Origin of the sequence: Daejeonella sp. (assembly GCF_046590655.1) — a bacterium.
In the GTDB taxonomy this organism is placed as follows: domain Bacteria; phylum Bacteroidota; class Bacteroidia; order Sphingobacteriales; family Sphingobacteriaceae; genus Daejeonella.
On the sequence record NZ_JBKJUM010000081.1, the window covers coordinates 1 to 10,234 of the forward strand.

A 10,234-nucleotide genomic window follows, 5' to 3' on the forward strand; every position below is an offset into this window, starting at 1 on the left:
ATTCAGTAACTTCTCACGTGTAAACTCTAGAAACAAAATTGTGATCAGCGGAAATGAACTTAAGCTTTTAATAGTCCGATCCATCAAAAGGGATCTTAATGCTCAGGAATTACTGTATAGAAACTTCGGCTTAAGATCCTTCCATACCGGCTATCAGAACAATCACTTCTTAGGCATTGCTAATCTCAACCTAAGTTACAAAAGGAACCTGACCAATAACATAAAGTTCGCTTTCAATCCATATCTTAAATTGCCGCTCACAGATCTTGGTTACGGTAATATTAGGTTGAGGTCTGCAGGTATGAGCGTGGGAGTAATAACTAACCTAAATAAAAATAGAAACTAATGTACGCGGCGATACTGATCAGTTTAATATTATCCTTCATGCCATCTGCCGGGACCATCAAAGCAGTAGTTATTACCAAGAGCGCGGAAGTGACTTTGTTTTCTGAGGCACCAATTGAGAACATTGAAGCCGTTTCTAAGAGTGCTTATGGCGTAATTAATACAGATAATGGCGAAATCCAATTTGGTGTTTCGATAAGAAGTTTCCGGTTTAGAAAAAGTCTGATGCAGGAACATTTCAATGAAAATTACATGGAATCAGATAAGTTTCCAGCTGCCAGGTTCAAAGGGAAGTTAAATACACCCATCGACATTTCAAAAGACGGAGAGTATCCAGTTACGGTCGTAGGTGATCTTGAAGTACACGGCATATCTAAGAAGCGTACTATTTTGGGAACTATTAGAGTGATGAATGGGAAACTTGAAATAAATTCTGTTTTTGAGGTAAAGTGTAAGGATCACGACATCAAAATACCTTCGCTAGTATTCAAAAACATAGCAGAAACAATTAAAATTACTCTTAAAGGCACTTTTATTACCGTAACCTAAACACAAATTTATGCGTAAAATTTACATCTTAATGATAGTATTCTCGCTATCAATCTATCAGAGTGCAGCTCAAAATATGGATTCACTCATGCGTAATATATCGTTGGATGAAGATTCAGCGGCAGTTACAGCTTCCTTTAAATCAACCCGCCTTATTCTTTCTCAAACCACTACAATGATTAAAAGGTACGATTTGGATTTTAAGGTAATCCATCGCTTCGGCGATATCGGCGGAACGGACGGAGGATCAAGAACACTCTATGGATTTGATAATTCAAGTGACATTTATATTGGATTCGAATACGGAATATCAGACCGTTTTAATATTTCATTTGGCCGGAGCAAATATGAGCAACTTCTGGATTTGCAATTAAAGTATGCACTGTTACAGCAAAAAGACAAGTCCGGTTCGCCTGTTTCTGTCAGCGCATTAATCAAGACAGGCTTTACGCCGTACAAGGTAAATACTGCTGTTTTTGATAACTACGGCAACCGTTTTTCACATTTCATACAGGCTATAATTTCCAGAAAATTTTCCACTAACCTATCTCTCCAGGTTACACCAGGGTTTTTGTTCCGAAACGTTGTGCTCGGGAACGGTGACGAGCGTACATTATTTTCCACTGGCTTTGCCGGCAGATATAAATTCACGAAACGTTTTGGGATAGTCGCGGATTATTACCTGATAAATTCTGATTACCGGAAAGATAATCCCAATATAAATTATTACAACCCTCTCGGTCTTGGTGTTGAAATTGAGACGGGTGGCCATGTTTTCACGATGAATTTCGCTAATTCAAAAGCTATCGCAGAAAATAACTTTTTACCTAATTCTACATCGTCATGGGGTAAAGGCCAATATCGATTTGGATTTACAATTTCCAGAATGTTCACACTTTATCAACCGAAACCGTAAATATTAAAATAAGAAAACATGAAAAGAACGGAATTTTTAAGCACCCTTGGTATTGGGTTAGCGGCTGCCTGTACAGGATGTTTGGCAGCTTGTGGTAAGGATGGAGATGCAACACCCGGAGTGGGAACTACCCCACCACCACCGCCTCCGGCGGCGATTAACTTCAATCTTGACTTGAATAACGATATTAAGTCGATTGGAGATTCTAAGACAGTAAGTGGAGTGATCGTTGTAAGATTGGCAGCGACTAACGTGTTAGCTTCATTCACCGCAGTTCAGGTGGCATGTACACATCAGGGTACCGCTATTGAATATAAAGCCACTCAGGGACAATTTGTCTGTCCAAATCACTTCAGCGTTTTTACTAATGCAGGTGTGGTTACAACAGGTCCCGCAACCGTCAATTTGAAAAAATATGCTATTGCTATAACAGGTAACACACTAACCGTTACAAGCTGATTGTTGAAATGGATGGGGCGACCGCTTCTAACGGTCGCCATTTTGGTGAATCTTAGAAACCATTTTTTGATTACTTTCCTGCAGGTAACATAGCGGGGAATGCATGTATTTGGTGAGATCAAACTCGTTTTAGTGGTCGAGTAAAACTCAGTTCGAAAACTATTGATTAATGATTTTCGTAGGTAGAGATTGTTGCTTTCGAAAAACCATTTATTCACCAAAAAAATCAATGTATGTTTAAAATATTACTCAGGCATTTAACAATTGTATGTGCAGTTGTTATCACAATTGCAAGTACCTCCTGCAAAAAAGACAGGAAAGATGATTTGGATTTAATTGTTGCAGGTCCCAATCTCAATTTTTATGCCTTAACGGCTGATAGCAAACTGTTGCTGCTCAATGCAAAGGATGCAACTACTGTAACTTCCCAGGTTACTATTACTGGTTTACAAGCCAATGAGACCATACTTAGTATAGACTTTCGTCCTGCAACCGGCCAGTTATATGGACTAGGAAGCTCAAGCCGCATTTATGTTATCGATCAAAAGACGGGTAATTCGCGGGCTATCGGAACGACATCTTTTACTCCGGCATTAAGCGGCACCGTAGCTGGATTCGATTTCAACCCTACAGTCGACCGTATCAGGCTCGTCACTTCTAATAACCAGAATCTCCGCTTAAACCCTGAGACCGGTACTGTTGCCGCTACTGATATGAATCTCAATGCGGTAACAAATGCTAAAATAAATTCAGCTGCATATACTCAAAATAGAGCTGGTGCAACAACAACTGTCTTGTTTGACATCGATGTTACAAATAATAAGCTTCACAAGCAAGATCCACCGAATGATGGTAAACTTGTTGAAGTCGGAAATATTGGATATGATATAGAAGATGCCGGAGGGTTTGATATCAGTCCGGATGGCACTGTAGCACTTGCAGCAATGTCGGTTGGCGGAAAGTCAGGTTTATTTACTATCGATCTTAACACAGGAAAAGCCTCAAAGGTGGGTAATTTCATGGCCCAGATCGTAGCAATCGCAATTCCAACTGAGCCGGTGGCTTACGCGTTGAATAGTAATAATGAAATGTTGATATTCAACCCATCCGCACCAACGATCACGACGGTTGCTAAAGCGATTACAGGTACTCAGGCTGGTGAAACACTTATCGGACTTGATATGAGGCCACTTAATGGCCAGCTCTTCGCTATAGGAAGTACAAGTCGTCTGTACTCAATCAATGCTTCCTCAGGTGCTGCAACGATGTTAGGTACTGGACCATTGGCGAGCCTGGTTACCGGCTCTGATGTAGGATTCGATTTTAATCCCACAGTAGATCGTATTAGAATTGTAAACAACGCAGGTTTGAATCTTCGGGTAAATCCTATGGATGGAGCTCTTACAGTTGATGGAATGATAAATCCTATAACATCCCAGGTTACGGGTGTTGCTTATACCAATAACTTCGCCGGATCTACAGCCACCGTATTATTTGACATAGATTCACAAACAGATCGTCTCTTAAAACAAGATCCACCTAACAGTGGAACGTTGGTAGATGTGGGTCCCCTGGGAGTAAATATAGAGTCGTCAAACGGCTTTGATATTGGTGGAACAAGCAATAATGCCTGGGGAATTTTTAGTGTTGCCGGTGCAGCAAAGATGTATTCGATAAATCTGGCTACTGGCGCAGCAACTGCGGGTGCAACTTTCCCACAAACTGTGAAAGGATTCACAATTGGATTAGGTTTTTAAAAACAGATTTTTTATCATCTGAAGGAGGATAGCTCTATTTAATAATAGATTATCCTCCTTTTTGCGTAAATCGGCATTTTACATAGTTGAAATATCTACCAGCGATTTATGCTCGTTTACAACTTTATATTAAAAATTTTCCGTTGTTGAGAATATATCATTGATTCTTGCGTTTTCAAAGTATGTAAGCTATATTAGCAATAGAACAATGAGAATTGGGGATTCTTGTTCAAGAGGGGATCCTAATATCCGGTGATATTAGGTTTAGTGTAAACGATTTTGATATTGTTAATTTGGGGAAAAAATTTTTGATAAGGAAAGTTGCCTGCATATGCATGAGTGCAGGTATGGCGTTAATGATCATTGTGTTCGGAGGATTTAACGATCGGGTAATGCCGTCAAAAATTTCCGCTGATTTAAATTCCAAAGCAGATGCTCAGCAAACAGCAGTCTTGCTCAATAATACTTCCCGCAGTATTCCCCTGGTAAATCTCAAGGACAGAAAAATTGCTTCTATAAATATAGGCTCACCACATTCCAGCGTTTTCATTGCTATGCTGCGTAATTATGCCCCTATAGATGAACTCGATCTGGTGCATGCTACCTCTGCGAAATTCGAACCCTATACAACTCTTATAGTTCAGGTAAATGCTGAATCTCTCGCATTTCAGGAAACCGTTAATTTTATCCTTGGGCTTCAAAAGAAAAAGGAAGTAATTCTCGTGGGCTATGGTAATACCTTTGCCCTTGGGTTGCTTGGCTTATTTACATCACCAATAATATGGAATCCGGAGAATTCTAAATTTTCTGCGGACTATTCTGCGCAGCTTATTTTCGGTGGAGTTATTGCCCATAACCGTTTAACAGAAACCGTTAACCTGGACTACCCGGCGGGGGCAGGCTATTCTACGGAAAAGATCAGGCTACGGTATTCAATTCCTGAAGACGTGGGAATTAACTCTGCTAACCTGAATAAAATTGACCGCATAGTAAATGAAGCGATAAGCCAGCACGCCACACCAAGTGCCGTGGTTATGGTAGTAAAAAATGGAAATGTGATTTTCAATAGAGCATATGGTTCACATACTTACGGCGGTGCTGAGCCTACTCAAACAGACGATATTTATGATGTGGCATCAATTACTAAGACTGCCGCCACAACCATAGCTGTCATGCGGCTTTACGAACAGCACAAACTTGACCTCAACGGCAATATCGGATCTTACTTTCCTGAGGCTAAGGAAACAAATAAAGAATTTATCCCTTTAAAAGAGGTTATGCTCCATCAGGCAGGCTTCGTAAATCTCGACTTTTTCAGCGCAATTAAATCCCAGGACCATAGTCTGGATTCTTCTTATGCATATCCGGTGAAAGTTGCCGACAATTATTATGTCCGCAGAAATTATTACCAGGAAGCCATGCTTCCAAAAATGCTGAACTCGCCAATTAGGACCCGTGGACAGTATGTATACAGTGATATTAGCATGTATATGATGAAGGAGGTTGTAGAACATCAATCCGGCGCTTCGCTTGATCAGTATGTAATGAACGAGTTTTACGCCCCTCTGGGAATGCGTACGGCAGGATTTAACCCGCGCCGCCGCTTCGAACGGGGAAATATCGTTCCGACAGAACAGGATAACTATTTCCGCAAAACTTTGCTGCAGGGGTATGTTCATGATCAGGGTGCTGCTCTGGTAGACGGTGTTTCGGGCCATGCCGGCTTGTTTGCCAGTGCAAACGATCTAGCCATTTTGAATCAGGTGTTGCTGAATGGCGGAAAATATGGGGGAGTTGAATACTTCAAGCCCCAAACAGTCGATCTTTTTACATCCCGCCAGTCGGGTTTAAGCAGGCGCGGTCTTGGTTTTGATCGAGGCGATGGTGCAAATTATCCTTCGCCTTTGTCATCTGTCGGCACCTATGGCCATACGGGCTACACGGGTACCTGTGTATGGGTCGATCCTAAAAATGAACTGATTTATATATTCTTATCCAACAGGGTTTACCCATCGGTAAGCAACAGATTAAACAGCCTGAGGATTCGTCCGAGGATCCAGGATGCTATATATGAGGCCATTGCTAAGGGGAATGATTACCCTGCCACAACAACCGAATAATTGTCAAAAAGGCGAGAAATTAAACGATGCATTAAAGATTTTCTATGGGGCAAAGGTGTAACTTAATAAGAGATACACTGATTAGCAAGCCGTTAAACAAACACCCTCAAAAAAAATAAAAAATGCTTGACAGAAAGGCTTTTCTGTCTATATTTGCAGTCACCAAAACGCGAAAGTAGCTCAGTTGGTAGAGCACGACCTTGCCAAGGTCGGGGTCGCGAGTTCGAATCTCGTCTTTCGCTCCAAATCCCTTCCCTACCAGGAAGGGATTTAAGTTTAAAGGAAAAACAATGCTTTCGGGCACAATCATCCGCTCGGATGGTGGAACTGGTAGACACGCAGGACTTAAAATCCTGTTCGCCCTAAAGCGAGTGCGGGTTCGATTCCCGCTCCGAGTACAATTAGCCCTCTTTACGCGTTGTAAAGAGGGTTTTTTGTTTATTACATACAGTTTAACATACACTATTCTACAAGCTGATGCAATGTTTACTATGACCGCTTGATTACGCTATCATCTATAATCCTGGGTTGCTTTCTTTGTAGCAGGAAGGTTTTATAAAATATTCGATTGCAAGACATAAATCTGCAGCTTATACTCACCATTGAATTTCGGTACGAGATTAGTCCAGATGACAACGTTGAGGTCTTTAGTTCGTAACTTTTGGTGTTTTTTTGCGCATTTGCGATAGTGCCCAAGACCAATAGAATTGACAAAAAATAGAACTTCATGATTTTGAATTAATTTTTAATGAGTACTTCTTTTATTACTGGATCCCTTCATTTTTAGTTCAGTAAGCAGGGTCGATAGTTCCTTCACCCGTTCAGGGTATTGCAGGTATAAATTGTTTTTTTCAAGCGGGTCGTTCTTCAAATTATAAAGCTGGCCCAATGGCCCACCTTTTACAGGTTTTAGCAAACTGGGTTCGGTGAACCCTCCCGACCCTAAACCATCAACATACTTCCATCCATCTTTTTTTATGCATAGCAGATTGCGTGATGAAATGTAAATAATCTGATCTCTTACAGGAGCAACCGATCTCTCGCTTAAAACTTTGTAGAAGCTAAAACTATCTTCGCCCGAATTGCTTTTTATAGCCTGGCCAGTCATTTCAGAAAACGTAGCCATAAAATCAATCAAGCTTACCGTTTGTGGGAATATAAACTTCTCTTTAATTTTATCAGGCCATTGTACAATCAGGGGAATATGGTGCCCCCCTCCCAAATGTCGCCCTTTTGTCCTCGATTGCCATAATTGCCCTGATGTGAATAAACCTGAATATCATCTTCTGCCCATGGAGCTCCGTTGTCACTTGTGAATATGACTATTGTATTTTTATCAATATTTAATTGTTTTAAGGTATTGTTTACCTGCGCCACATAATCATCTACCTGCTCAACAAAGTCGCCGTAGGTCCCCAGAATACTTTTGCCTTTAAAGTTTTTATTTGGCATCCAGGGAGTATGCGGACCTGTCAAAGCCAGATAAAGCATAAATGGCTTTCCAGGACTATTTTTTTACCTGATTCTTGATAAATGAAAGACCTTCATTCACAATGGTATCAAGGCAATCTTCCACTTTAAAAGATTTCGCCATTTCGCCACCAAACACCGTGTTCCCAATATATATCATTTTCATTCGTGTGTTTCCTGTCCCACGCATAAGTGGTTCCCGGCAGCATTTTAGGATAGGCATCGGCAGTAAGTATCACATCCGGATCTACAACCTGACTGTTTTTTACATAAACATACGGCGGCATATCCAATGATGCAGGTAAAATATAAGAATAATCAAACCCTAGTGAATTAGGGCCGCCACTTATATCACGGGAGAAGTCTGTGTTAGTTATTGTTTTATCATTTCGATCAGGAATTTGCGGCTTGAGGTCATCTTTCAATTTCCAATTCACCCCCACATGCCATTTTCCTACACTTGCGGTAGTATATCCCGCTCGTTGCATGAGCGAACCTATGGTTTCTCTTCCCGGTTCAATCAGCGGAGGCAGATAACCTAAATATTCCTTACGCGGTGGAACACGAAAATGATATCGTCCGGTGAGAAGTCCGTATCGTGAAGGTATGCACACAGACCCGCCAGAATGCGCATCAGTAAATACGATGGATTTTGCGCCATCATATCTATATTGGGTGTTCTTGTCCGGGCAAAAGGGTTATTTGAAGAAACATCACCATAGCCCATATCATCAGCCAAAATGATTACAATATTGGGTTTGGGATAAACTTTTTGTTGGGTAATTCCAGCAACGGCAAAATAATTGAGAAACCGCAAGGAGCGCAATAAACCTTTTTATCATCAATTATTTATTAATACTCGGTGAAGACTATTATAATCAAAGTAAAGAAAACAAGAAGCAATTAAAAAAAGATTAAAAAAGATTAAAAACTGCAACAAATCATGTTTGAAATTATTTTCTGAACTTTAACCTAAATTATTTTGATAAATACCTTATTCAAATTTGATATTTGTACAAGCCTCAGTTCCTTTATTTTCGAAACTAGGGATTTACTGCATTCTGTAAAGCTGCGATTTTCTTTAAATCTTCAAGAAATTGGTTCGACTTTAATACGTCCGGGGGTACGATGAGCAACTTTAAAAACCTGTAAAAAAACCTTTTACAGGTTTTTTGGGTTTGGGTACTCTGGGTTGCATTAATAGCTAACTCTTTTTTCGTGTAAAGAGCATGTGAATAGGAAAGTTTATCAGTATTGAGCTATTTATTGATGTTTGAACAGATTATTGGGAATGGCCGGCAACGTATGTTTACTTTGGTTTTGAAAGCAAAAATGATTCGGAGTAAAAACAGATTGGTTGTTAAATATTAAACTTTTTACTTTCATGTGTCGGTATGCTTTAAATTGCCTGTCTGAACTCGTTACCACTAGTTGGTTTTTAGAGCTTTTACGAGAATTGCCGATATGATTGTTCTTCCTAAATCGGTACCGATAGCTGTTACGAATATTCATATCAAAGTAAAATACTGTTGATTAATAAAACGTTACCCTTTGCCCAGGAATAAACTCGGGAAATTTTCCATCCTCATATATAAGATTTCCGTTGACAAAGGTGTGAGAGACTTTTGCCTGAAATGTTTCGCCTTCAAAGGGCGACCAGCCGCATTTATAAAGTATGTTGGATTTATCTACTGTCCAGGGGTTGTGCAAATCAACTAAAACCAAATCGGCATGATATCCTTCACGGATATAGCCTCTATTCTCAATACGATATAAATCTGCAACATTATGACACATTTTTTCTACAAGTTTTTCAAGAGATAACTTACCCTGATGGACAAATTCAAGCATGGCAATAAGTGAATGTTGAACCATTGGCGCACCACTTGGGCATTGCAGGTAGTTTTTCTCTTTTTCTTCAATAGCGTGGGGTGCGTGGTCGCTTGCAATGATGTCAATTCTATCATCGAGCAAGGCTTTCCATAATTCTTCTCTATCGGCTTTTGTCTTGATGGATGGGTTCCATTTTATTTTTGCTCCCAGTTTTTTATAGTCGTCATCGCAAAACCATAAATGGTGTATGCAAACTTCGGTAGTAATCTTTTTTTCTATTAGTGGGATATCATTACTAAACAATTTAGCTTCTTTTGCAGTTGAGAGGTGTAATATATGCAGGCGTGTAATGTGTTTTTCAGCCAATTCCAATGCTTTTTTAGTTGCAATAAAACAGGCTTCTTCTGAATGAATCAGGGGATGATATTCAAAGGGGATGTTTTCTCCGTATATTTTCTGATAATGCAGTTTGTTTTCTTCAAGAATATCTTCATCTTCGGAATGTATGGCTATAAGAATTTTTGCTTCGCTAAATACCTTTTCCATCAATTGAGGATTCGAACACAACATCATTCCTTTATCTGAAAAGTAAAGCCCGTCATCAGTAATTCCGCAAACAGTTTTAGGATTTACTTTTCGCCACTCTTCTTCATTGCCACCGATTATTCCCAGAAAGAATGAATAATTGATTAATGATTTTTCAGTTGCAATGGCATATTTTTTTTTCAGTAAATCAATTGTAAGAGTATTAGGAATAGTATTGGGCATTTCCATATAGGAGGTAA

Annotated in this window: 10 protein-coding genes, 2 tRNA genes and 1 pseudogene; 8 read left to right on the forward strand and 5 right to left on the reverse strand. The window is 39.8% G+C overall.

Annotation, left to right across the window (positions count from 1 at the left end):
• The 8 genes from ACLL8Z_RS07880 to ACLL8Z_RS07915 all read left to right on the forward strand — a co-directional run.
• Positions 1 to 346, forward strand: a 346-nt coding sequence (locus ACLL8Z_RS07880) for a hypothetical protein (protein WP_411274225.1), incomplete at its 5' end; no start/stop codon positions are given.
• A complete protein-coding gene (locus tag ACLL8Z_RS07885) occupies positions 346 to 894 on the forward strand; it encodes a YceI family protein (RefSeq protein ID WP_411274226.1) in 549 nt (182 codons plus the stop codon). The genes ACLL8Z_RS07880 and ACLL8Z_RS07885, both read left to right, overlap by 1 nt.
• A gap of 10 nt (positions 895 to 904) precedes the next feature.
• Entirely contained in the window at positions 905 to 1,810 is a 906-nt protein-coding gene (locus ACLL8Z_RS07890; RefSeq protein ID WP_411274227.1) for a DUF5777 family beta-barrel protein, read from the forward strand.
• 18 nt (positions 1,811 to 1,828) lie between these two features.
• Positions 1,829 to 2,269, forward strand: coding sequence for a ubiquinol-cytochrome c reductase iron-sulfur subunit (locus ACLL8Z_RS07895; protein ID WP_411274228.1), 441 nt, complete (start codon positions 1,829 to 1,831; stop codon positions 2,267 to 2,269).
• A 233-nt stretch (positions 2,270 to 2,502) separates the two neighbouring features.
• Positions 2,503 to 4,026, forward strand: coding sequence for a DUF4394 domain-containing protein (locus ACLL8Z_RS07900; protein ID WP_411274229.1), 1,524 nt, complete (start codon positions 2,503 to 2,505; stop codon positions 4,024 to 4,026).
• Between the two features lie 308 nt (positions 4,027 to 4,334).
• Positions 4,335 to 6,146 (forward strand): serine hydrolase domain-containing protein, encoded by a 1,812-nt coding sequence (locus ACLL8Z_RS07905; RefSeq protein ID WP_411274230.1) that lies wholly within the window; start codon positions 4,335 to 4,337, stop codon positions 6,144 to 6,146.
• 169 nt (positions 6,147 to 6,315) lie between these two features.
• Positions 6,316 to 6,391, forward strand: a tRNA-Gly gene (locus ACLL8Z_RS07910).
• 67 nt (positions 6,392 to 6,458) lie between these two features.
• Positions 6,459 to 6,544, forward strand: a tRNA-Leu gene (locus ACLL8Z_RS07915).
• Between the two features lie 347 nt (positions 6,545 to 6,891).
• Here ACLL8Z_RS07915 and ACLL8Z_RS07920 read toward each other — a convergent pair.
• The 5 genes and pseudogenes from ACLL8Z_RS07920 to ACLL8Z_RS07940 form a co-directional block, all read right to left on the reverse strand.
• On the reverse strand, positions 6,892 to 7,272 hold the full coding sequence (locus ACLL8Z_RS07920; protein ID WP_411274231.1) for a hypothetical protein: 381 nt from the start codon (positions 7,270 to 7,272) through the stop codon (positions 6,892 to 6,894).
• A gap of 68 nt (positions 7,273 to 7,340) precedes the next feature.
• Positions 7,341 to 7,646, reverse strand: a pseudogene (locus ACLL8Z_RS07925) (sulfatase-like hydrolase/transferase); the annotation flags it as partial.
• Positions 7,647 to 7,723: 77 nt separating this feature from the next.
• On the reverse strand, positions 7,724 to 8,230 hold the full coding sequence (locus tag ACLL8Z_RS07930; protein WP_411274232.1) for a sulfatase-like hydrolase/transferase: 507 nt from the start codon (positions 8,228 to 8,230) through the stop codon (positions 7,724 to 7,726).
• Complete coding sequence (locus tag ACLL8Z_RS07935; protein ID WP_411274233.1) at positions 8,155 to 8,442, reverse strand: hypothetical protein; 288 nt, start codon at positions 8,440 to 8,442, stop codon at positions 8,155 to 8,157. Before ACLL8Z_RS07935 ends, ACLL8Z_RS07930 begins: the two co-directional genes overlap by 76 nt.
• Before the next feature lie 707 nt (positions 8,443 to 9,149).
• A partial coding sequence (locus ACLL8Z_RS07940) for an amidohydrolase family protein (protein WP_411274234.1) occupies positions 9,150 to 10,234 on the reverse strand: 1,085 nt, incomplete at its 5' end.

Excerpts from the sequence above, each read along its gene's own strand:
- ACLL8Z_RS07885 (WP_411274226.1), top strand. The coding sequence starts at position 346 with ATGTACGCGGCGATACTGATCAGTTTAATATTATCCTTCATGCCATCT.
- ACLL8Z_RS07890 (WP_411274227.1), top strand. The coding sequence starts at position 905 with ATGCGTAAAATTTACATCTTAATGATAGTATTCTCGCTATCAATCTAT.
- ACLL8Z_RS07895 (WP_411274228.1), top strand. The coding sequence starts at position 1,829 with ATGAAAAGAACGGAATTTTTAAGCACCCTTGGTATTGGGTTAGCGGCT.
- ACLL8Z_RS07900 (WP_411274229.1), top strand. The coding sequence starts at position 2,503 with ATGTTTAAAATATTACTCAGGCATTTAACAATTGTATGTGCAGTTGTT.
- ACLL8Z_RS07920 (WP_411274231.1), bottom strand. The coding sequence starts at position 7,272 with ATGGCTACGTTTTCTGAAATGACTGGCCAGGCTATAAAAAGCAATTCG.